This window comes from Corynebacterium pacaense (assembly GCF_900169525.1).
In the GTDB taxonomy this organism is placed as follows: domain Bacteria; phylum Actinomycetota; class Actinomycetes; order Mycobacteriales; family Mycobacteriaceae; genus Corynebacterium; species Corynebacterium pacaense.
Genome location: NZ_LT821239.1, coordinates 648,000 through 669,134, shown reverse-complemented (window position 1 = coordinate 669,134; position 21,135 = coordinate 648,000). Strand labels below are relative to the sequence as shown.

17 protein-coding genes, 1 tRNA gene, 1 other RNA gene and 1 pseudogene are annotated in these 21,135 nt (G+C 65.9%); 8 read left to right on the top strand and 12 right to left on the bottom strand.

Annotation, left to right across the window (positions count from 1 at the left end; genetic code table 11):
- Nucleotides 1-13 precede the first annotated feature (13 nt).
- Nucleotides 14-958, bottom strand: a complete 945-nt coding sequence (locus B7E02_RS03220; RefSeq protein ID WP_143336620.1) for an alpha/beta hydrolase — start codon at nucleotides 956-958, stop codon at nucleotides 14-16.
- A 107-nt stretch (nucleotides 959-1,065) separates the two neighbouring features.
- Between B7E02_RS03220 and B7E02_RS03215 the strand changes: the two genes are divergently transcribed.
- Both B7E02_RS03215 and B7E02_RS03210 read left to right on the top strand, forming a co-directional pair.
- Nucleotides 1,066-2,331, top strand: coding sequence for a Mur ligase family protein (locus B7E02_RS03215; RefSeq protein WP_080793049.1), 1,266 nt, complete (start codon nucleotides 1,066-1,068; stop codon nucleotides 2,329-2,331).
- A complete protein-coding gene (locus B7E02_RS03210) occupies nucleotides 2,328-3,083 on the top strand; it encodes a type 1 glutamine amidotransferase (RefSeq protein WP_080793047.1) in 756 nt (251 codons plus the stop codon). Before B7E02_RS03215 ends, B7E02_RS03210 begins: the two co-directional genes overlap by 4 nt.
- 91 nt (nucleotides 3,084-3,174) lie before the next feature.
- Here B7E02_RS03210 and B7E02_RS03205 read toward each other — a convergent pair whose 3' ends face one another.
- From B7E02_RS03205 to ffs, 6 genes are all read right to left on the bottom strand, one after another.
- Nucleotides 3,175-3,831: a recombination mediator RecR gene (locus B7E02_RS03205; RefSeq protein WP_080793045.1), complete on the bottom strand. Its 657-nt coding sequence runs from the start codon at nucleotides 3,829-3,831 to the stop codon at nucleotides 3,175-3,177.
- A gap of 79 nt (nucleotides 3,832-3,910) precedes the next feature.
- On the bottom strand, nucleotides 3,911-4,237 hold the full coding sequence (locus B7E02_RS03200) for a YbaB/EbfC family nucleoid-associated protein (protein WP_080793043.1): 327 nt from the start codon (nucleotides 4,235-4,237) through the stop codon (nucleotides 3,911-3,913).
- Between the two features lie 93 nt (nucleotides 4,238-4,330).
- Nucleotides 4,331-6,427 carry a DNA polymerase III subunit gamma and tau gene (locus B7E02_RS03195; RefSeq protein ID WP_080793041.1) on the bottom strand — a complete coding sequence of 699 codons (2,097 nt, stop codon included), beginning with the start codon at nucleotides 6,425-6,427 and terminating at the stop codon, nucleotides 4,331-4,333.
- Nucleotides 6,428-6,445: 18 nt separating this feature from the next.
- Complete coding sequence (locus tag B7E02_RS03190) at nucleotides 6,446-7,087, bottom strand: hypothetical protein (RefSeq protein ID WP_080793039.1); 642 nt, start codon at nucleotides 7,085-7,087, stop codon at nucleotides 6,446-6,448.
- Nucleotides 7,084-8,367, bottom strand: a complete 1,284-nt coding sequence (locus B7E02_RS03185; protein ID WP_080793037.1) for an aspartate aminotransferase type Ic — start codon at nucleotides 8,365-8,367, stop codon at nucleotides 7,084-7,086. The genes B7E02_RS03190 and B7E02_RS03185 overlap by 4 nt, the downstream gene beginning before the upstream one ends.
- Nucleotides 8,368-8,474: 107 nt before the next feature.
- Nucleotides 8,475-8,569: signal recognition particle sRNA small type (ffs, locus tag B7E02_RS03180), an RNA gene on the bottom strand.
- Nucleotides 8,570-8,698: 129 nt separating this feature from the next.
- Between ffs and B7E02_RS03175 the strand changes: the two genes are divergently transcribed.
- Together B7E02_RS03175 and B7E02_RS03170 are read left to right on the top strand one after the other, a co-directional pair.
- Nucleotides 8,699-8,783 (top strand) — tRNA-Ser (locus tag B7E02_RS03175).
- Between the two features lie 61 nt (nucleotides 8,784-8,844).
- The gene (locus B7E02_RS03170; RefSeq protein WP_080793035.1) at nucleotides 8,845-9,714 is read left to right on the top strand and encodes a DUF1963 domain-containing protein; all 870 of its coding nucleotides are present in this window, start codon (nucleotides 8,845-8,847) and stop codon (nucleotides 9,712-9,714) included.
- On the opposite strand, the gene gluQRS is transcribed toward B7E02_RS03170, so the two are convergent.
- Complete coding sequence (gluQRS, locus tag B7E02_RS03165) at nucleotides 9,711-10,601, bottom strand: tRNA glutamyl-Q(34) synthetase GluQRS (protein ID WP_080793033.1); 891 nt, start codon at nucleotides 10,599-10,601, stop codon at nucleotides 9,711-9,713. The genes B7E02_RS03170 and gluQRS overlap by 4 nt on opposite strands.
- Between gluQRS and B7E02_RS03160 the strand changes: the two genes are divergently transcribed.
- Nucleotides 10,600-11,334, top strand: coding sequence for a queuosine precursor transporter (locus B7E02_RS03160; RefSeq protein ID WP_080793030.1), 735 nt, complete (start codon nucleotides 10,600-10,602; stop codon nucleotides 11,332-11,334). The genes gluQRS and B7E02_RS03160 overlap by 2 nt on opposite strands.
- 317 nt (nucleotides 11,335-11,651) lie before the next feature.
- Here the strand turns inward: B7E02_RS03160 and B7E02_RS03155 are convergent, their stop codons facing one another.
- The 3 genes from B7E02_RS03155 to B7E02_RS03145 all read right to left on the bottom strand — a co-directional run bounded on the left by B7E02_RS03155 (nucleotide 11,652) and on the right by B7E02_RS03145 (nucleotide 16,364).
- A complete protein-coding gene (locus B7E02_RS03155; protein ID WP_245802144.1) occupies nucleotides 11,652-12,542 on the bottom strand; it encodes a hypothetical protein in 891 nt (296 codons plus the stop codon).
- Nucleotides 12,543-12,694: 152 nt separating this feature from the next.
- Nucleotides 12,695-13,948: a tRNA guanosine(34) transglycosylase Tgt gene (gene tgt, locus B7E02_RS03150; protein WP_080793025.1), complete on the bottom strand. Its 1,254-nt coding sequence runs from the start codon at nucleotides 13,946-13,948 to the stop codon at nucleotides 12,695-12,697.
- Nucleotides 13,938-16,364: an MMPL family transporter gene (locus B7E02_RS03145; RefSeq protein ID WP_080793023.1), complete on the bottom strand. Its 2,427-nt coding sequence runs from the start codon at nucleotides 16,362-16,364 to the stop codon at nucleotides 13,938-13,940. The genes tgt and B7E02_RS03145 overlap by 11 nt, the downstream gene beginning before the upstream one ends.
- A 189-nt stretch (nucleotides 16,365-16,553) precedes the next feature.
- On the opposite strand from B7E02_RS03145, the gene B7E02_RS03140 reads away from it, so the two are divergent.
- Nucleotides 16,554-17,207 (top strand): hypothetical protein, encoded by a 654-nt coding sequence (locus B7E02_RS03140; RefSeq protein ID WP_080793021.1) that lies wholly within the window; start codon nucleotides 16,554-16,556, stop codon nucleotides 17,205-17,207.
- Entirely contained in the window at nucleotides 17,204-17,827 is a 624-nt protein-coding gene (locus B7E02_RS14310; RefSeq protein ID WP_179129617.1) for a hypothetical protein, read from the top strand. Before B7E02_RS03140 ends, B7E02_RS14310 begins: the two co-directional genes overlap by 4 nt.
- 11 nt (nucleotides 17,828-17,838) lie before the next feature.
- Here the strand turns inward: B7E02_RS14310 and B7E02_RS14910 are convergent.
- A pseudogene (locus B7E02_RS14910) lies at nucleotides 17,839-18,000 on the bottom strand (PhoU family transcriptional regulator); the annotation flags it as partial.
- A gap of 518 nt (nucleotides 18,001-18,518) precedes the next feature.
- On the opposite strand from B7E02_RS14910, the gene B7E02_RS03125 reads away from it, so the two are divergent.
- A complete protein-coding gene (locus B7E02_RS03125; protein ID WP_080793016.1) occupies nucleotides 18,519-21,125 on the top strand; it encodes a vWA domain-containing protein in 2,607 nt (868 codons plus the stop codon).
- Nucleotides 21,126-21,135: the final 10 nt, after the last annotated feature.

Here is a 21,135-nt window from a genome sequence, read left to right as displayed (position 1 = left end):
TCGTGTCCGAGTGCTACCCGGCGTTGAGAATGTCGTTCATCATGCCCACCTGGGGCAGATCGAAGTGATTCCGGTCCGGCGGGAAGTTGGTCTCCACCCCGGTGAAGCCGCGCTCGCGGTACCACTGAGAGCCCTCGCGCGCCGCACGGATCGCATTGAAGCCGTCCTCGGTGCCTGTTCCGTCGTCAAGCTCCCCGGTGATCCAGTGCAGCCGCGCGGTGGTGCGGATCCGGTCCGGTACGGTCAGCTCCACGTCCTTTGGCGCCCCGCCCCCGCCGAACATCACGGCGCCCACCGACAGTGCCTCCGGGCGCTTCGGAATCAGACCGTAGCTGATCATCTCGGCCCCGCCCGAGTAGCCCACCCACCAGGTGCTGTCCTCGGCGACACCGTTGTCCGCGGCGACGCGTGCGGCCAGCTTCGTCACCCATTCTGTGTTCGGTGTGAGGTCGCGCCACCAGGTCATGGTGGAGCGATCCGGCGTCCGCGGTACCAGCGTGATCATGTTGTGCGCCGCGGCGACAGCGGCCATGCATGCCATCTCGCCATCGGGGTTGCGGTACTCATCCCCGCCGTCGCCGTGCAGCCGGACCATCATGCCGACCGGACGGGTGAAGTCCACACCGCGGGTGAACAGGTGGTACCTGCCACGCACGGAGCCGGAATCGAAGTGCCGGCCCAGCTGCACGCCCTCGGCCGCACTGACCTCACCGTTGTCCCAGGGCGAGCCTCCCCGCGCCCACCCCTCACCGTTTTCCACGTCAGCTGCGGGGATCATCACCGGATCGACGCTCGAGAGCGCATCCCCGGGGGCGATGCCGAAGTCCGTGCAATCGGTACGTTCGTCGGTGTCGCGCGTCGCCAGATAGACGATGAGGCCCGAGGCCAGAATCGATACCAGAACCACGGACAGCACCAGGCGCGGCAACCACCGGCGCCCACCTCTGAATTCCGCCACAATCCTCATCTCCTCCGTCCGTCCGGACGATTCCGCAAGACCTGCCCCTGACAATCTTCCAGCATGGCATGGCCTGCGCAATAATTGCAGGGGTTATCCTTGGTCACATGAGTCCGACACTTCCCCCCGGCATCAGATCGCTTCGTACCCGCGCCGCCGTCGCCGCAGCAGCCCTGGCCACCGCCGCCTCCCGCCTCACCGGCCGCGGCTCGGGAGGGATGATCGGTGGACTCGTTGCCACCACCCTGGATCCGGGGATCATGAAGTCACTCATCCACGGCCGTCCCACAATGCTCGTCACCGGCACCAACGGCAAGTCCACCACCACCAGGATGCTCGTAGCCGCGATGCGCGCCAGATACACTGTGGCCACCAATGAGGGCGGCGACAACATGGACGCCGGCATCATCTCCGCGCTCCTCGCGGGCCGCAACGCCTCCCACGTGGTGCTCGAGGTGGACGAGCTGCACGTGCCCTCCGCGATCGAACGGCTCGAACCCAATTGCCTGGTGCTGCTCAACCTCTCCCGCGATCAGCTCGACCGCGTGGGCGAGATAAACAAGATCGAGCGCGTGCTGCGCGAGGCCGTACGCTCGAACCCCTCGATGACCGTGATCGCGAACTGCGATGACGTCCTGGTCACCTCCATAGCCTACGATGCCCCCAACGTCATCTGGGTCGCCGCGGGCACCGGCTGGCAGGGCGATGCCGTCTCCTGCCCCCGCACCGAAAGCCGCATCATCCACACCGACGGCCACTGGTACGCATCCAAGAAGCTTCTCGACGGTCGCACCTTCCACCGCCCCACCCCCACCTGGACGGTCGAGGGCAACACGGTGCACACCCCTGAAGGCGATGTGGAACTGGATCTGAAGCTGCCCGGCCAGGCGAACCGGGGCAACGCCGCCGAGGCCCTGGCCGCCGCGGTGGAGGTGTACGAGGTTCCCCTGGACACCGCGGTCTCGGCGGTGGAGACCGTGGACAACGTCGCCGGACGCTACTCGACGGTGCGGGTCGGTGACCACGATGTCCACCTCCTGTTGGCCAAGAATCCCGCCGGCTGGCAGGAGGCGCTGGCCATGGTCGACCGCACCGCCGACGGTCTGGTGATCGCGGTCAACGGCCAGGTCGCCGACGGCGAGGACCTCTCCTGGCTCTGGGACGTCCGCTTCGAGGACTTCGAGGGCATCTCCGTCAAGGCCTCCGGTGAACGCGGCACCGATCTCGCCGTTCGCCTGACCTATGCCTCCATAGACCACGAGCTGATCAAGGACCCCCTCGACGCCATTCGCGCGTGCCCACCCGGGCGCGTGGAGGTTCTGGCAAACTACACAGCATTCCGCGATCTGAAAAAGGCCCTGGAGAAGAAATGACCTCACTGACCATCGGACTTGTTCTCCCCGACGTCCTCGGCACCTACGGCGACGACGGCAATGCGCTGGTGCTGCGCCAGCGCGCCCGGATGCGCGGCTACACCGCCGAGGTGCAACGCATCACGCTTGACGACGCCGTCCCCTCAACCCTCGACATCTACTGCCTCGGTGGCGGCGAGGACACAGCCCAGATCCTGGCGGCCGAGCACCTTCTCAAGCACGACGGACTGCAGTCCGCGGCCGCGGCCGGTCGCCCGATCTTCGCCGTCTGCGCAGGCATGCAGGTGCTCGGCTACTCCTTCCGCGCCGCGGACCGAATCGTCGACGGCCTCGGGCTTATCGACGCCACCACCGTCAGCCTGAAAAAGCGCGCCATCGGGGAGGTCGAGTCCGTACCCACCCGCGCCGGATTCACCGCCGAGCTCGAGGACAGGCTCACCGGCTTCGAGAATCACATGGGGGCGACCATCCTCGGACCGGAAGCCGAGCCACTGGGGCGTGTGGTGCGCGGGGAGGGCAACACCGACCTCTACGGCGCCTCGGACTTCGGAGACGTCGAACGCCAGCAGTACGCCGAGGGTGCCGTCCAAGGCAGTGTGATCGCCACGTACATGCACGGGCCCGGGCTGGCACGAAATCCCCAGCTCGCTGATCTGCTGCTGGCCAAGGCAATGGGGATCTCGCTGGCTGAGCTGCCCCCGCTGGACATCGAGGTGGTCGACCAGCTGCGCCGGGAGCGACTGGGAGCCTAGGCGCGTGTAACAAACTGCGTGCCCTGCGGACGCGTCCAGGGAAAACGTGGCCCGGATTCGCGCATGGTACGCAGTTTATTACCGGGCCCGCTCAGATCCGCAGCCGGCCGCTCAGGGCCCTGGAAAGGGTCAGCTCATCGACGAACTCCAGATCCCCGCCCAGCGGCATGCCCGAGGCCAGCCTCGAGACCACCAGATCCGGAAAATCCCTGAGCAGTCGGGCCAGATAGGCTGCGGTGGCCTCGCCCTCGGTGTTGGGATCGGTGGCGATGATTACCTCCCCGATGGTCGGTGTGGCGTCGAAAAGCGGTTCCTCCGGAGTGGAATCCGCCAGCTCGCGGTCCGGCAACACCCCACCGATACGCTGCAGCAGCACCGAAATGTGCAGTTCACGGGGGCCGATGTTGGCCAGAGGATCCAGCGCGCCACCGAGCACATGGTAACGACCGTTGAACTCCCCGGTCCTTTCAATCACCTGGATGTCCTTCGGTTCCTCGACCACACAGATGGTACCGCGGTCACGTCCCGAGTCCGCACAGATCCGGCAGACCTCCTCGCGGGAGATGTTGCAGCAGATCCGGCAGAAGCGCACCCCGTCGCGCACCGCGCCCAGCGCATCCTGGAGACGCGAGATATCTGTCGGTTCAACGCTGAGCAGATGGAAGGCGATGCGCTGGGCGCTCTTCGGGCCGATGCCGGGGAGCCTGGACAACTCATCGATCAGATCCTGGAGAGGCCCCTCAAACACGTTGCGATTTCACCTATCAGTTGATTACCTGCGACAAGAACACCATACCGGCATCCCCCGGCACCTTGGAAAGAACAGCCTAGAACAGGCCGCCCAGCTCGCCGCCACCGAAGCCCTGGGACAGCGGACCCATCTTCTCCTCGGCGAGTTCCGCGACCTTCTTGTGGGCGTCCAGGAAGGCTCCCTGGACAAGATCCTGCAGGGTCTCCACATCGTCGGGGTCAACGACCTTCGGATCGATGCTCACGGCGGTGACCTCGCCCGAGCCCGCCATGGTCACGGTGACGAGACCGTTCGCGGCATCGCCGACGACAGAGGAGTTGACGATCTCCCGCTGCGCCTCCTGCAGCTTCGCCTGCATCTGCTGTGCCTGGGCCAGGATCTGGGACATATCGGGCTGGGTCATGGTGAACCTTTCGGAAGATGTTTGTTGTTCGGCACGAGTCTACCGCCGGTGGCACCCCCGCGCGCCTATGGAAGGCCGGGGTTCGCTCACGGCTTACAGCGGCTTCGCACCGAGTTCCGCGGCGAGGAGTTCCATGGCGATCGCGCGGGCGTCGCGGCGGTCCATCTCCCCGGGTTCCTCCTGTGCCTGGCGGATCATCTGCTCCTCCTCGGATTCCACCTCCGCGGCCCCGGACGGTTCCGGGATTCCCTCATCGGCGGGATATCCATAGGGGTCATCCGCCGGTTCCTCCTCGACCGGTTCCGGGGGCAGCGGCACACCACCCTCGAAGGGGGCTCCGCTACCCTGCCGTGCGCTTCGCTGATTGGCGATGCTCGCCGCCGCATTCGCCGCGATCTCCTTCCATGACGGCTTCGAGGCATCGGGCTGCGCAACCACGGGTGCCGGAGGAGCGGGCGGCGCCGCGGGTGCGGGCGTTCCACCCAGCTCCACCGGGGCACCCCAATGCTTCGGCTCAGTTTCCGGACTCTCGGGCTCCTCGGGCGCCGCATGCGGTTCGCGGGGGCTCTTCGCGGGATTCCACGCCGGACGGGGCGGTGCGGGTTCCGCCGACTCCGCCGTGAACCCCGCTGCGGACGGGTCGGTTCCCACGACACACTCGACGCTCAGTTTGCGGCCCAGCTCATCGGCGATGACCTTGACGATCGACGCATTGTGCTCGGGAGCGTTCAGCCGATTGGCCAGGGCCCCGGTGCTGTGTCCGAGAACGAGGGTTCCATCGCGCAGCCCGAGGACCTTCGCCTCGGTCAGCATGATCTCCGCATGGGTATTGCTCCGGCCCACCAGGGACCGCAGATGCGCCCACTGCGAGCGGATGGTGCTGAGGATGTCCTCGGGTTCGGGTGCCTGCTCCGGGGTTTCCCGGACCGGCTCCGGGGCTGGCTCCGGAACGGGCGTGGGCTGCGGTTCACTGCGTTGCCCGTAGGTCTGCGAGGCTGCCCTGGCCGCGGCACGGGCAGCCGCGGCCGCCCCGCCGGGCACCGGTGCGGGCGCCGCCTTCGGCTGCTCCGGAACAACGGGCGTCGGAACCGCGTTGCCCGCCGAGAGCAGCAGGCGGGCGCAGAGCACCTCGAGCAGCAGGCGCGGCGAGGTCGCCCCGCGCATGTCATCGAGCCCGCTGTTGACCATGAGTGCGAGTGTGGAAAGCTCGTTGCCGTTGAACATCGCGGCCTGCCCGCGTAGGACGTCGGTGCGGTCGGCGGGGGCGTCGACAAGCCCGAGTTCGAAGGCGTCGGGAACGGCCTGCAGAATCATCAGATCGCGGAGGCGGTCGAGCAGATCCGTGGCGAATCGGCGGGGATCATGACCCGCCTCGATGACACGGTCGATGGTGGTGAACATCGCCGCGTTGTCCTTGGTCGCGAGGGCGGTCAGTGCATCATCTATCAGCGTGGAATCGGTGACCCCGAGCAACGGCAGGGCCCGCTGGTAGGTCAGTCCCTCCGGGCCGGAACCGGCGAGCAGCTGATCGAGGACGGAGAGACTGTCCCGCGGGGATCCGCCACCGGCCCGGATGACCAGGGGGAACACCGCATCCTCGACGGCGATCCCCTCCGAGCGGCAGGTGCGCTCGAGCAGTCCGCGCATCGCCTGGGGGGTGAGCAGCCGGAAGGGGTAGTGGTGCGTGCGGGAACGAATGGTATCGAGCAGCTTCTCGGGCTCCGTGGTGGCGAAGATGAAGATCACGTGCTCCGGCGGTTCCTCCACCGTCTTGAGCATGGCATTGAAACCCTGGCGCGAGATCATGTGCGCCTCGTCGATGATGAAGATCCGGTAGCGGGACTCGGCGGGGGCGTACTGGGCGCGGTCGCGCAGCTCACGCATCTCATCCACGCCGTTGTGCGTCGCGGCATCGAGCTCGGTGACATCCAGGGTGCCCGGGCCGCCCGGCGCCAGGGCGATACAGGAGTTGCACACCCCGCAGGGATGGGAGGTGGGCCCCTGGACGCAGTTCAGCGAACGCGCAAGAATGCGTGCCGAGGACGTCTTGCCGCAGCCGCGCGGCCCCGAAAACAGATACGCGTGATTGATCCGCCCACTGTCCAGGGCTGCGGAAAGCGGGCGGGTCACATGATCCTGGCCCACCACTTCGTCGAAACTTGCCGGTCGATACTTGCGATACAGAGCCACGGTTCTAGAGCCTACCGCCTACCGCCGCAGATCCAGCAGATCCACCTCAGCGGCCGCCATCTGCCTCATGAGGACATCGCCCCCCTGCTCCGCCGCGATCCCGAACTCTTCCTCGGTGAGCAGAATCAGCTGCAGGGGCAGGGTCAGTCGGCCGAGCTCCGAGGCCTCATCAGGTGCGGAGGTGCTCACCTGCCCGGCCTCCTCCCTGACGAAGGGAATCTCCGGGCCCCAGATTCGGGGATCGGCGAGGATCCCGTGACTGACAGTGAAACCCTGGGCCGGCAGGCCGGCGACGATTCCCACGGCGGGCAGAAGCTGCCCCGGCTGTGCGTGCATGCGTGCCGACGCCGCCGCGCCCTCCCGGGTGGCGGAACGAAAGGCGGTGGAGGCGTCGAGAAGCATCGTTGCCGCCGCACCGACGGCACGCCCGGGCACGTCACCTGCGGCGCGGGCAAGGCACAGCAGCTCGCTGCGCACCTCCAGGCTCTCCGCCGCGGCCGAGGTGATCAGCCCGGTGTCCACCCTTCCGAAATCCACCGAGCACGCAACGGACTCCCCACCGAGATCAAATGCGGCGACGGTGAACGGACCGACCTCATGAAACTCGGCCCGACCGGGAAACAATCCGTCCACCCAGTGGGAGGTTTCGACGATATTCACTGCTGCGCGAGGTGCTCCGCAGCCGCCAGGAGCACGCAGGTGGCTACACCGTCCATCGCAACCTCAAGCTCGGCGACCGGCGGAAGGGAGGGCGCCAGGCGGATGTTCCGGTTGTTCGGATCGCGGTGCAGCGGATAGGAGGAACCGGCTCCGGTCAGTGCGATACCCGCCTCCTTCGCCAGCTCAACGACACGGCTGGCCGTGCCGTCAATGACATCGAGGGAAATGAAGTATCCGCCGGCGGGGGTGGTCCAGGTGGCCACACCGCGGGAGCCGAGACGCTGATCCAGGATCCCGAGGACGGCGGTGAACTTCGGGGCCAGCGAGGCCGCGTGCTTGCGCATAACCGCACGCACGCCCTCGGCGTCACCGAAGTACCGCGCGTGGGCCAACTGATTGACCTTGTTCGGCCCGATTCCGCGGATGCCTGCGTGGCCGGTGTACCAGTCGCGGTTCTCGGCCGAGGTGATGAAGAAGGACACACCCGCACCGGCGAAGGTGATCTTGGAGGTGGAGGTGAACGCCCAGAAACGGTTGGGATGCCCGGCCTTCTCGGCCAGACCGACGACATCAATGTTGTCGGGGAACTCGTCGGTGAGGGTGTGCACGGCGTATGCGTTGTCCCAGACGATGCGGAAATCCGGGGCCGCGGTCTCCAGCTCGGCGAGCCCGCGGGCGACCTCCGGTGAGACGGAGTAGCCGGTGGGGTTGCTGAAGGTGGGGACCACCCACATTCCCTTGACCTGCGGATCCTTGACCAGCTCGGCGATGGCCTCCAAATCCGGGCCGTCCTCGTTCATGGCAACCGGAATCATCTCGAAGCCGAAATGTTCGGTGATGGAGAAATGGCGGTCATATCCCGGGACCGGGCAGATCCACTTCACGGAGGCCTCGTCCTTCCACGGATTCGGTGAATCCGGGTTGCCGAAGGCATAGGACCAGCTGATGACATCGAACATGATGTTCAGGCTGGAGGCGTCACCGGCGATGATCTGCTCGACGGGGACACCGAGAACCTCCGCCCAGAGCCTCCGGATGTCCACAATGCCGGTCAACCCGCCGTAGTTGCGGACATCGGTGCCATCCGCGGCGATGAAGTCCCCCCTGCCCGGCAGTGCGAGGAGTTCATCGGCGAAATCCAGCTGCTCGGACGAGGGCTTGCCACGGGTCAGGTCCAGCTTGAGATTCTTGGCCTTGAGCTCTGCGTAGGCGAGTTCGATTTCCTCTCGAAAGCGCGCGAGCTGATCTGCATCGAAATCCTGCAGCTGACTGGGACTCATAACGGTGGACCTCCGGTGTACAAAATACGGGGCAACAGGGATGCGCCACGGCGGCAGCGCATGGCCACAAAAAAAGAGCAGCGGCCTCAGGCCACCACTCTAGACGTTTAAGGGGACCCCGCGCACCCGTCAGAGCTCGCTGACCCTTGCTGCATTCCTGCCCTGGGGGAGTTCACAAGATGAACGCCGCACGGGATCCTCCAAATACTCTAGCGGACTTTCACCCGGAAACGCTAACCCGTCCGAGCTACCGGCGGATTTGTTTAACTCCGCGCGATTTGTGTACTGTATTTCAAGGACGCAGTAGCCATGGTTACTGTTGTTCGCAGCTGGAGGATTCGACTAGTGGCCTATGTCGCTCGCCTGGAACGCGGGTTGGGAGCAATCCCTCAGGGGTTCAAATCCCCTATCCTCCGCAGATTGAACCCGGGCCTGCTCCACACGGAGCAGGCCCGGGTTTTGCCTATAATAGCCCCCATGCGCACCGATGCACTTCCCCGTCGCCCGAGGATCTCCCTCATAGCCGCCGTCGACGGGGACAGCGGACAGTTTCTCCCCGCCGCCCCCTGGGACTCCAAACTCGGCGGCGCCCCCTACCGCACCGTGGGCGCCGGGTGGCCCCACCGCCGTGGTGCCGACGGGGTGGAGGAACCACTGGGCTTCCTTGCACAGATCAACCTGGATCAGATCGAGCGGTGGTGCCGGCGCACCGGTTCCGCCGCTGTCCTTGACGGCGACCTTCCCACCCACGGTCTGCTTCAGTTCTTCCTTCCCCTTATGGAGGGCTGGGGACTGATGGAGGGTGATACCTTTGTCACCTGGTATCCGCAGGTCACCGAGTCCGAGGATGCTCTCGACGACCGCATCCTCGCCGTCATCCGCGGCGATGGGCCCACCTTCGTTGCGGAGACCCCGAACCGCCAGCTCCGTGCGGGCCGGCCGAGCTCGGCGTGCACCAGCAATGCATGGAGCTGGAGCCCATTGACCCAGCCGGAGAATCCCGTCCGGCTTGAACCCGCCGCCATCGAACCGCTGGTGCAGATGGTCTCACCGCACAATGACCGATCGCTGCCCGCGGAGCTGAGGTTCTTCCCCGAGGACCGGGAATCGCAGGATGCGGTTGAAAAAGCCACAGGTACCGGCGGCACGCAGGTGGGTGGCTTCCCCTTCTTCACCCAGGTCGATCCCCGCCCCTCCGGCACCACGCTGCAGCTGCTCATGCAGCTCGACGGCATAGACAACGCGGTGGTCATCGGCGATTCCGGGGTGATGAACTTCTTTATCTCACCAGAGGACCTGCGGACCCGCGATTTCCGGCGGGTGCAGATGAACTGGGACTGCTGCTAGCTCACAGCGGTGAACACGAAGGGTTTGGTGCCCACCCGTCCCGGATCGAAGTCAGCCAGCAGATCGCTCAGGTTGTCCGCCCGGTAACCGAGGGAGCCCGCAAGGGCGGCGACCACGTGGGTGAGGGGGGCGTCGACAAGCATCTGGCGCAGGGTGACAGCGCCGTCGCGCTTGGCCAGGCGTTGACCGTGGTCGTTGAGCACCAGCGGAACATGCACGTACTCCGGGGTCGTCAGGCCGAGCAGATGATACAGATAGGCCTGGCGGGCCGTGGACCCGAGCAGGTCATCGCCGCGCACCACCTGGTCTACGCCCTGGAAGGCATCATCGACCACCACCGCGAGGTTGTAGGCCCACCCGGGTTCCCGGCCCCCTCGCACGAGGATGAAATCATCGACCTCACCGCTGAGATGCCCGCGCAGGCGGTCATCGAACTCATAGGCCGACACCTGCGCACGAAGGCGCAAGGCCGGGTACCGCTTCTGCGCCGCCAGCTCGCCCCGCTTGACGACGCGCTCCCCCTCCCCCAGATCACGGCACGTTCCCGGGTACAACCCCGGCACGGCGTGCGGAGCCCGCGATGCCTCCTGGATGTCCCGCCGCGAGCAGTAACACTCGTAGGTGTCCAGGCGGCCCACGGCCTCACGATAGGCCGCATCGCGCGTTGACTGGTAGAGCACCCCGCCGTCCCAGTCGACGCCGATGGTGCGCAGATCCTCGAGCTGGCGATGCGCGGACTCCACACTCGAACGCTGCTCATCGATGTCCTCGACCCGCATACGGAAGGCCCCGCCGCCATGCCTGGCAAACAACCAGGCGAGCACAGCCGTGCGCAGATTACCGAAATGAAGATCCCCACTCGGGGAGGGTGCGTATCTGCCAACCATGGCATACACACTAGTATCCCGGGAAGCTAAGGTGTGGGACGTGAATTCATCAAACGAGTCTGGGCAGGGCACCGCCGAGGTGTCCGGAAACCCCCACTTCATCCCCGTGCAGGCTGGCCTCTACCCCATCCTGACGACACTGTTCGTCGCAGTGTTCCTGATCTCGAACATCACCGCGACCAAAGGCGTGGAGATCGGCCCCCTGGTCACCGATGGCGCCTTCTTCCTCTTCCCGCTCGCCTACATCCTCGGCGACGTCCTCGCCGAATGCTACGGCTTCAAGGCAACCCGACGGGCCATCTTCACCGGTTTCGGAGTCACGATCCTCGCCGTGATCTCCTTCTACATCGCAATCTGGCTTCCACCCGCAAGCTTCTGGGACGGCCAGGAAGCCTTCTCCTCCGTGCTCGGGCTCGTGCCGCAGATCGTCCTGGCATCGCTCGCCGGGTACGTCGTCGGACAGCTCCTCAACGCGACCGTCCTGGTGGCGATCAAGAAACGCACCGGCGAGAAGACTCTCTGGGCCCGACTCATCGGATCAACCATCGTCGGCGAATTCGGCGACACGCTTCTGTTCTGTGCGATCGCGGCACCTGTCATCGGCATCGTGACCACCGGCGATTTCCTGAACTACGTCATCGTGGGTTTCCTATGGAAAACTCTGCTCGAAGTTGTCCTGCTCCCCGTGACCTACACGGTGATCGCCTGGGTGAAGAGGCGCGAGGGATACTAAGGCGTTGCTTCGGGGGTTGAGGGCCGCTGCGACCAGCTGACCGTTTGCCCCCACCGCACCGGGAAACCAGGGCAGATCCGGGCCGGAACCCGATAAACGGACACCTCATCGCACCCATTGCGACCAGCTGACCGTTTGCCCCCACCGCACCGGGAAACCAGGGCAGATCCGGGCCGGAACTCGATAAACGGACACCTCATCGCACCCGCTGCGACCAGCTGACCGTTTGCCCCCACAGCACCCGGAAACCAGGGCAGATCCGGGCCGGAACCCGATAAACGGACACCTCATCGCACCCGCTGCGACCAGCTGACCGTTTATATTCTGAATGCCCCACCCACCGGTGTCTTCTCTATCCTCGTCCCCCAGCCGAGGCCCGCCGAGGACCATTGATTCTCGGGCAGCGGATTTCCCTCGCCGCGTTTCAGCTCCCGGCGCAGATCCTCCATCCAGCTCTGATCCCTGAAGGTCGCGGCCGTCACTCTCACCATTCGGGTGCCGGCATTGAGCAGGGCCTTCTGCCTCTCGAGCTCCTCACGCATCGTCTGCTCGGGATCCTTTCCAAAGGCGCGTGAGTACTTGAGTTCTCCGTCGTACTCAAGGATCGTCGATTGCTGGGGAAACAATGCATCCACACGGCCGATGAACCTCCCCGCAGCCGATGAGATGACAGCCTGCAGATGTGGGACGGGGAAGCCGTTCTGCCACAGCAGTACCCGCATGGCCGATTCCCGAGGGCTTTCGGAGGCCGGGTGAGCCAGCGTCAACAGGTCCTCTATGTGTCGACGCCCCCGGTACCCGCGGTAGCCACCGGCCGCCCCCTCGAGATCCTCCAGCGTGAACTGTTTGCCCCGCATCCCCGAATCAGCTGCGCCTACGGCATCGACGAGTGAATGCCACCTCGCCAGATCGATCGTCGTCATGATGGGCGAGGTCAGCCACAGCCCACGGTGGAGTACCGGTTCCCGGCCGGGGGCCTCACCGGGCAGCTTGCGGTTCCTCACCCCGCTGGCGCCCACCGGCCCCGATCCTGCCCGCCGCCCCAGTTCAACCTCCTCGGGGACACTCCCGGAAGCCATGTCCCACAGCGCCGCGGCCGATCTTCCCGCCACGACGTACCTCGGGTAGGCGTATCCGTACGCAGCGCAGCGCAGCCGGTACCGCTCCCAGGGTTTGAGTCCGTCGTAGGCCTCGGCCGGCACAAACACCCCCGGCGCCAGTTTTCGGAGTTCCCCCGATGAGCATTTCCTGTACAGATCTCGGCTCTGCGCGCGCGAGCATGCCGACTGCCTGATCAACATCCCCCCTTGATGCGTCATGCGGACAGCTAAACACACCACGATGGGTTCTGCTACCGGAATCAGCGCGCGGCATAGTAGCGGCCCAGGAACTCCGTCTTGAAGTCGTGGTAGGTCCCGTCGCTTATGGAAGCCCGGATCTTGTCCACCAGCCCGATCATGAAGTAGAGGTTGTGCATGGTGCACAGAGTTCCGGCGAGGAATTCCTTGGCCTTGAGCAGGTGATGGATATAGGCGCGGGAGTAATTCTCCGAGACGTAGCCGCCGACTTCCTCGTCGATGCCGGAGAAATCGCGCTTGAATCTCGCTCCGGTCAGGTTGATGCGCCCGTCGAGGGTGTACACGCCACCGCGACGGCCGAGGCGGGTGGGGGCGACGCAATCGAAGGTGTCGGCGCCCGCCTCGATGGCCACGAAGAGATCATCGGGTTCGGAGATACCGAGCAGGTGACGCGGCATGCTCTCTGGCAGCTCGTCGCACACCCAGCCCACTATGGTCCCCAGATTCTCCTTCTCCAGGGCTCCACCGATACCGAAGCCGCCGAAGCCGCGGCGGCCCTCATCACGGGCGCGGGCGTCGAGTTCCAGCAGGCCACGCGTTGCTTGTCGACGCAGATCCTCGTACTGCGCACCCTGGACAACCCCCCACAGGGACTGCAGGGGCCTGCCGACGCGCTCGCGCGTCAGCCTCTCGTGCTCACGCAGGCAGCGGTCGGCCCAGCGCCGGGTCCGCTCCACCGATTCGGTCTGGTACTGGTAGGAGTCGACCAGCGTGGTCAGCTCGTCGAAGGCGAACATGATATCGGCACCCAGTTGATGCTGGATCTGCATGCTCACCTCGGGGGTGAAGCGATGCTTTGAGCCGTCGATGACGGATTTGAAGTCCACGCCGTCCTCGTCGACGTGCGCCATACGCTCCTTGTGCGCGGCCTTGACATCATTGCGGGTGAGGTTGGTGGTGTCCATGGCGAGGACCTTCTTGAAGCCCACACCCAGACTCATCACCTGGAATCCACCGGAATCGGTGTACGTCGGGCCCTGCCAGTTCTCGAAGCGGGCGACCCCACCGGCCTCATCGACGATATCCGGGCCCGGCTGGAGATAGAGATGGTACGCGTTGGAGAGGATGGCCTGCGCTCCCGTCTCACGGATCTGCTCTGGGGTCAGGGTCTTGACCGTCGCCTTCGTTGCCACCGGAATGAACGCCGGGGTGGCGATGTCCCCGTGCGGCGTGTGGATCACGCCTGTGCGTCCGTGTTTGCCCGGGGAGGCGTCGTTAAGCTGGGTGCCCAGAGTGAAAGAGAGGTCAGTCGACATGGTTGTCCAGCTTATCGCGCCGGTGGTTGCTCTCCCATTCCCGCTCGAGCGCGGTGCCCTCGATGTCCAGGCTGGGCAGCAGCCGGTCGAGCCATCGGGGCATCCACCAGGTTGCGCGGCCCATCAGGAACATCGACGCCGGCACCAGACCCATGCGCACGAAGAAGGCATCGAAGAACACACCCACACCGAGAGCGAATCCGAAGATCTTGATGAAGGGCAGTGGCTGGTCGATGAAGGCCACGAACACCGCGATCATGATCAAGGCGGCCGCCGTGACCACCCGCGAACCCTGTGTGTATCCCTCGATGACGGACTGTTCAACAGGAGTGTAGCGCGAGCCGGGGACACCTTTGCCCCCGTGGTGCGTATAGTGCTCGCGCATCCGGGTGACCAGGAAGACCTGATAATCCATGGCCAGCCCGAAGGTGACGCCGATGAGGAAGATCGGCATGAAGGAGATCAGCGGACCGGGGGTGTTGACCAGTCCGAACAGGCCCTCCTGCCACACCAGGACAGTCGCTCCGAAGGCCGCACCCACGGAGAGGAGGAATCCCAGGCCCGCGACGAGGGGAACCATGATCGAGCGGAAGACCAGCAACAGCAGCACGATGGCCAGTCCGACCACCACAGCCAGATACAGTGGCATGGCACCCTCGAGCTGATCGGTGATGTCCTGCTGCACCGCGGTCAGACCCGTGGTTCCCAGTTCGGCCCCGGTGACATCCTCTATCTGGGTCTCCTGTGCACGCAGAATGTGCAGGGCCCTGGTGGTCTCCTGGTCGGCCGGACCGGTGAACGGGGTGACCAGGATCTGCGCGGCCGTGGAATCGGCGTTGACCCCGATGATCTGCGCATGCTTGATGTCAACATTGGAGTTGTAGGTCTGGGTCACATAGAGATAGGTGGCGAATCGCGCCGCCGCGGTGGCATCGAACTCCCCCTCGCCGGTGTCCTGGGCACTGATCAGGGGCTGCAGGGCGGCGGAATCGGGATCGGCGTCCTCGGCATCCACGATGACGAGGAAGGGAGCATTGACGCCGGCGCCGAAACCCTCGGCCATGAGATCGGCGGACCTGCGCTGGGTGGTGTCCACGTTCGAGGTCGAGTCGGAGGGAAGGGCGAGCTCCAGATTGATCACGGGAACGGACAGGGCACCGAGACCGAGCACCACCACCGCCACCACGAGACCGGGAACCTTCTGCACGAAGGTGACCCAGGTACGGCCCTTCGACCGGCGGTTCAGTGCCTGTTCCCATGTCTGCTTCGGGGTGGGGTTGCCCGCGATGCCCACTATCTTGCCCTTGAAGGTTCGGGGCCCGAGCACACCAAGTAGGGCGGGAATGAAGGTGATCGCGATGAGCACGGCGATGAAGACCGTCAGCGCTGCGGAGAGCCCCATCGCCGTGAGGAAGCCGATATCGGCGATGGCCAGGGCCACCAGCGCGATGATCACGGTGGCACCCGCGAACACCACCGCCGATCCCGCGGTCCCCACGGCCATGCCGGCGGCCTCGTCCCGGGGCATCCTTTTGTACTCGGCACGGTAGCGGGAGAGGATGAAAAGTGCGTAATCGATGCCCACGGCCAGCCCGATCATCACGGCCAGAACCGGGGTCACGGTGTTCAGGTCGGCGAAACGGGTCGCCAGGACGATAGCCAGGGCTCCGATTCCCACTCCGATCACCGCGGTGATCAGGGGCAGACCGGCCGCCACCAGCGAACCGAAGGTGAACACCAGGACCACGAAGGCGATGCCGATGCCGATGATCTCGCTGGTGGTCTTGATCTGGATGGGATCACCGAAGGCCGCGCCCCCGGCCTCCACCGTCAGCCCCCGGTCCCGACCGATCTCCATGGCGCGGGTGATCACATCGCGCTGGCTCTGTTCAACGAACTCCGGCCCCGGGACATCGATGTTGAAGGTGGTGTAGCCGATGGTTCCGTCGTCGCTGAGCAGGGCGAGATTCTCCGCATCCCGGCGCGCGTTGTCCTCGGGCAACCCCATCTCGGTCATCTGGGTGACCACCATGTCCTGCAGCGCGGGGGAGACCTCAACGGGATTTCCGAAGCGATCGGTGCCGCTGAGTCCATCGAGGTTCTCCTTAATATAGGAGACGACATCATCGATGGCTGCACTGTTGCCCGCCTCCGCCAGGGTCTGCCCCTCCGGCGCCTGGAACACCAGGTTCACCCCGGCCGCGGTGACCGGGTTCTGCTGATCCGGGAATTTCTCAACGAGCAGAACCGTCGCGTCGATCGAGGGGGTGTCATCGATGGTGAAGGTATCGGTGAAGCCCCTCTGCAGGCTCAGTGCGCAGGCCGCGACGATGCCAAGGATGAGCAACCAGGCCGAAATGACGATCCATTTCCGGTTGTACGACCATCGACCCAACCTGAACAGCAGCTTCGCCACGGGGTGTTTCTCCTCTAACGATCAGACACATGTGCTGACCAACTTACCCGCGTGCCCCGGCAAATCCTTAAAAGACGGCGGGGATACCACTCCGGATTTCCCGATTGGCACCTAAGCTGATGTGGAGCTGTTTGCTGCCTGGGGCCGACATCACCGTCCCGGGAGGATCTACCACCGATCGGGACGAGGATGAACAACAAGGACCACTCCAACCAGGACTTCTCCAACCCCTTCGACTCCCCCGGCGCCGCCGAGACCAGTTCCTTTCCGGCGGTCGCCCCCGCACAGGGATGGCAGAACACCCCGCAGAATACCCCGCAGAACACCCCGCAGCCCGCGCCCGCGCCGCGACCCGATCCGCCGAGAAGGTCCGCGGCGGGCTTCATCATCGCTGTTCTCGCCATCGCGCTCATCGCCGCCGGTGTGGGGATCGGTGTTCTGGTGACCAGGGGCGGTGACCTGTTCTCCCAGTCCCCCACCACCACAACCGGGGCCGCCACGCAGTCCCAGCCCGCCGAGGCCACCTCCACCGCCTCCGGCGACTCCCGCCCGAACTCGATCACCCTGCCCGCGGGAGCGGTGGCCGCAAACCCCGCCGCAAGCGCAGCCGCCCCGACGGGGGACTTCAACAGCATCTGGCGGGGATCACCGGAAACCTCCGCGCCCTTCGCCGAGGCCGTCCGCAATGCCTTCGTCGACCACTACCTCTCCACGGGACGGACCGAGGGGCAGATCTCCGCCTACAGCTCGGTCACCGGACGCTACTATGACATGCTCTGCTCGGACAACGGGGACTTTGTCACCTGCCGCGGCGGCAACAACGCGATCGTCTACATCGCATGAGGCGCCCCGCCGGTGTAATCGGCGCCCTCGCGCTTCTGTCCCTGGCCACCTCCTGCACCATCCCCACGGACACCGACCCCGTCCCCTCCCCGACCTCCCGGCCACCGCAACCAACCACCGCGGCGGTCACGCCGGGCGCCGGCCCGGATCTGGCGTCCGCGGTAGCGGCGGTGGCGTCGACAAACGGGGGACGGGGCGGGGGGGGGCTAGCGCAGGACGGTCAGGCCCGGACCTTCGGGGGGCTTCTCGACGCCCCCGCCCGGTCGACCATCAAGGTCCCCATCGCGCTCGCCGCGCTCGACGGCTGCGATGCCGACCGCGCATCACTGGAGGCTCAGGTCACGGCCGCGCTGACCACCTCGGACAATGACGCGGCCGAATGGCTCTGGGAGTGCCTGGGGGATCCGGACACCGCCGCACTGAGAACCGGTGATGTAATCGCACACGCCGGTACCCCGGTCCGGGTCAATACCACGGTCACCCGCCCCGGCTTCTCCTCATTCGGCCAGACCGAGTGGACTCTGCCCGAGCAGGCACTCTTCGCGGGAGTCCTGCCCGACATCGCCGCGGACACGATCGTCGCCGAGGCGCCCATGCGGTCGAAATCCTCGACGATGTAGATCGAGGACACGACCTGGCGCAGATCCCTTGCCACCGGGGTTTCCAGAGCGAGCAGTTCCACCGACTGATCCTCGCAGAGGCTCCTGACCTCATCGAGCTGTTCGGCATTGGACAGCGCGTCTTCCGCCGACTGCAGGGAGGCACGCAACAGCGCATCGGAGGCCTTCGCCATGGTGTCCTTGGTTACGTCACACAATACGATGAGATTGTGCGCGAAAGAGTCCAATTGCTGTCTATATGCCGTACGCATGCGGTACAGGATAGCCCGATTAATCCAANCACCGGCGGCCCCCCACTGGGGCGCACCGGAGACCCCACCTGCCCCACCTGCCCCACCGCTCCCGGATGCCACGGTCAGCCATCCCCGCGTATTCATCCTCGCGGCCCTGGGAACGGCTGTCGCCGGGATCATCTGCGGGATCCTGGCATACGCCACAGGCACCGCAACACAGTCATCCTGGTTGATCCTCTCCCTCATCGGCTGGGTTCTGTCCGGGACCCTCACATTCATCCTCCTCGGTCTGCACACCGCCGCCGATACGCGGAGACAGACGGAGAGCTTCTACGTATCATCACCCTCGCAGACCATGGCCTACCGGATCACCGCGGCGGTGGCGGTGGTCGGCGTGATCATCACGGCCGTGGAACTCGCGCTCTGGTTCGGTAAGGCATTCGGAGGATAGGAAACTCGTGACAAAGCACCCATCTCTTCCCCTCCGCTTCCCCGCGATGATCGCGGCCACACTGCTGGCCATGGCCGCAGCGGTGCCCGGGATACCTCTTGCCGCAGCCCAGGCGCCGGCCACGGACGCCACCTCCGCCACCGCGCGGGAAAACCTCGCGGAGTTCGGCGCCTGCCTGTCCACCGAAAAGAAGGCGGACATCCTCTTCGTGCTGGACGAGTCGGCATCGCTGCGCGGGCCCGAGGCGACGGATCCGGACAACCTCCGCGTCGATGCGACCAAGGATCTCATCGAACAGCTCGGCGTTCAGGCACGTGACCTGGACGCGGACATCAACGTCAAGCTCGCCGCCTTCGGCGAGGGCTACCGTTCCGATCCCGACACCTACGGCGGCTGGGAGAACACCCGCACCGGGGCGGACCGGCTGGACGCGGCGGTGGATTCAGCGGCCCAGCGCAATAACGATCCATACACCATCTACGGGGATGCCTTCACCGGCGCGCTGACGGAGTTCTCCGCCCGCGATTCCGGTTCCTGCCGCGCGATGCTCTTCTTCACCGACGGGCAGCTCACGGTGCCCGGTGAAGCGGCCGATGACCAGGCCGCGAGGAACGCCGTGTGCTCCCCGGAGAGCCCCGTCGGGGTGTTCCGCCGTACCGGGATTCAACTATTCAGTGTCGGACTCATCCCCGGCGCCGCGGAAACACCCGAACAGCTGCTCAGAGCGATCTCCGAGGAGGATTCCTGCGTTCCCGGGACCCGCGCGAACGGTGCCTTCTTCAATGCGGGGACGAATCCGGCCGCACTCTTCGCCGCCTTCCGAAGCATCCTGCCCGCGCCGGGCGGTATCGATGCGGACCGCCCGGTTGACCAGGGCTTCGACTTCATCCTGGACAATTCCGTCTCACCGGTCCGGCTCTCCGCCCAACCGCGGGACATTCTCGAACCCGGCCAGCTGGTACCCACCCTCAGCGCGCCGGACGGCACCGTGCTCGATCTCACCCGGGGCAGGCACACTATGGGCTCCACGGCCGTCGATGTGGTCGAAAGCTCCACGGTCCCGGGCATGGTTGACGTGGAGATGACACTGGCAGACGGCGGCGACTGGGCCGGCCGGTGGACATTCGGATACCGCGTGACCGGCCCGGTGGATGCGAACTACCACGCAACAATGGTCATCTCCCCCGGCCTGAAACTAAACGCGGACGCGCTGAGCGAGAGCAGCCAGACCGGCCTGTCCATCTCCACACCGCTCAACGTCTCGCTTGTCGACGCCACGGGCACCACCCGGCAACTGGCCGGCACGGCGCCCCTGACCGCCACCTTCACCCCTGACGGGGGCGCCCCGGTCACCCTGGTGGACAACACGGGCATCGAGGCGGGCAGCGCCGAGGTCCCGCTGGATGCGGTGGGCCGTCCGGCGGCGGGCGTCGTCACGCTCAGTACGGTCATCACCACCGACGGTGGTGGAATCCCCGGCACGACACTGAGCCCGATCGAGGCCCGCTTCCCCGTCGCGATCACCCCTGCGACCATGCCGAGGGTGCCGGGCGGCATCTCCGCCGACCTCGAGTCCAGGGAAACCACGGTGAGCATCCCGGTCGAGGGACCGGGCAGGGTGTGGGTCGAGGAGGGAGACCTGGCCACCGACGGAGCCGTGCTGCCCGCGGGCGTCGGCTCGGTGGCACTGACCTCGCCGCACAGCAGCAGGGATTCCGCACTCACCCTCGGCGACGGTGAACACGGCGAACTGGAGATCACCCTCACCAGCGACCAGCTCGCGGACGGCCCCGTGCGGCTGCTCCCGACCCTCCATCTCGAGGACGCCTCGAATCCCTCCGAATCGGCACCGATCAACGTGCCGATCAGTGGAAACATGCGCGCCCCCGTGAACACCGGGGCCTTCAGCCTCGCGCTCATCGCCGCCCTGCTGCTGGCGCTGCTGCTGCCGCTGGCGCTGATGTACCTGATCAAGTTCATCACCGGGAAGATCCCGCGGCGCCCCGGGATCCACGCCCTCGGGATCCCGGTCAGGTTGGACAACTCCCGCCTCCTGCGGACCGACAGGGGCGGGGAGTTCGACCTCACCTTCGAGGAGCTGGTGGCGCAGACACCGCGTACCACCTCCGACGGGAAGTCGGTGGTGCTCGCCGGCCACGAGGTCACCGTGAAGCTCGGGCTCAACCCCTTCACCCCCGCATACGCGGCCTCGACAGAGGACTACTCCATGTCCGACTCGGGGGATCAGACGGGAAACCGGGCCCGGCTCCCGCTTGCGGTGCACAACCACTGGTTCCTCATCTCCCAGGTGTCCGACCCCGATCAGGCGACCGTGGTCATCGCCGTCGATGAATCCATTAGCAGGGACGGCGTGGGGATGATCGTGCAGCAGATCAGGGCCAACGCACCCGACCGGCTGCGGAGTCTGCGCGAACAGGTCGAGCAGGCCCGACCCCCGGCCGCCGAACCGGAGCAGCCGCTGACCACCGCAGCCCCGAAGGACCCGGGCTGGGGTTCCCCCGAATCCCGGCGGAACGACACGGCATCCGGCCATGACTCCCCCGGCTGGCACAATGGTCCCGAGGATCCGTTCCGCAGGGGAAACCAGCAGTAGCTCGTGCCCG

Coding starts and splice junctions, on each gene's coding strand:
- B7E02_RS03215 (WP_080793049.1), top strand. CDS start 1,066: ATGAGTCCGACACTTCCCCCCGGCATCAGATCGCTTCGTACCCGCGCC.
- B7E02_RS03210 (WP_080793047.1), top strand. CDS start 2,328: ATGACCTCACTGACCATCGGACTTGTTCTCCCCGACGTCCTCGGCACC.
- B7E02_RS03200 (WP_080793043.1), bottom strand. CDS start 4,237: ATGACCCAGCCCGATATGTCCCAGATCCTGGCCCAGGCACAGCAGATG.
- B7E02_RS03185 (WP_080793037.1), bottom strand. CDS start 8,367: ATGAGTCCCAGTCAGCTGCAGGATTTCGATGCAGATCAGCTCGCGCGC.
- B7E02_RS03170 (WP_080793035.1), top strand. CDS start 8,845: ATGCGCACCGATGCACTTCCCCGTCGCCCGAGGATCTCCCTCATAGCC.
- B7E02_RS03160 (WP_080793030.1), top strand. CDS start 10,600: ATGGCATACACACTAGTATCCCGGGAAGCTAAGGTGTGGGACGTGAAT.
- gluQRS (WP_080793033.1), bottom strand. CDS start 10,601: ATGGTTGGCAGATACGCACCCTCCCCGAGTGGGGATCTTCATTTCGGT.
- tgt (WP_080793025.1), bottom strand. CDS start 13,948: ATGTCGACTGACCTCTCTTTCACTCTGGGCACCCAGCTTAACGACGCC.
- B7E02_RS03140 (WP_080793021.1), top strand. CDS start 16,554: ATGAACAACAAGGACCACTCCAACCAGGACTTCTCCAACCCCTTCGAC.
- B7E02_RS14310 (WP_179129617.1), top strand. CDS start 17,204: ATGAGGCGCCCCGCCGGTGTAATCGGCGCCCTCGCGCTTCTGTCCCTG.